Annotated in this window: 1 protein-coding gene; it reads left to right on the top strand. The window is 79.3% G+C overall.

Annotated features, from left to right (window positions below; translation table 11 throughout):
• On the top strand, positions 1–498 hold a 498-nt coding region (locus EEJ42_RS30900; protein WP_425472986.1), incomplete at its 5' end, for an Rv3235 family protein.
• Positions 499–531: the final 33 nt, after the last annotated feature.

The following is a 531-nucleotide window of genomic DNA, read 5'->3' as shown; positions in this document are numbered from 1 at the left end:
CGGCGGCCGGACGGCGCACCCGGCGGCGCGACCGGAAGCGCGACCGCCTTACGGCCCGGCCCCCACATCGCGACGCGGCCAATCGGCGGCGGCCCGGCCCGGCGCGCGGCGGCCGTCTCGCGTACGGCCGCCCTCGCCGCCGTACAGCGCGAGCGGGACCGGCTGCCCCACTACTGGTTCGCGCAGCGCCTGCTCCTCGCGCTCAGCGGCCAGCGGCCCGTCCACACCCTGCTCGGGCACGCCCTCCCGGACGCCTATGACCAGCTGATCGTGCTCGCGCCCCGCGCACCGCTGCGCCCCGCCGCCGGATGCGCCGCACCCGTCGTACGGCGGTGCGGGGAGTACCGGCCGCGGCACGGGGTGATCGAGGCGTTCGCCCGGATCGCCTCGGCCGACCGGCTCAGCGCGCTCGCGTTCCGGCTGGAGCTGGGCGCCGACGCCCGCTGGCGCTGCGCCGCCGTCGACCTCGGCCCGCTGGTCACATCGGCGGGGCCGTGAGAAGGCCGGGGCACCGTGCGGTGGTCGCACGGT

Origin of the sequence: Streptomyces botrytidirepellens (genome assembly GCF_003721215.1) — a bacterium.
GTDB classification, from domain to species: domain Bacteria; phylum Actinomycetota; class Actinomycetes; order Streptomycetales; family Streptomycetaceae; genus Streptomyces; species Streptomyces himastatinicus.
This window is presented reverse-complemented; position numbering and strand designations above follow the sequence as displayed.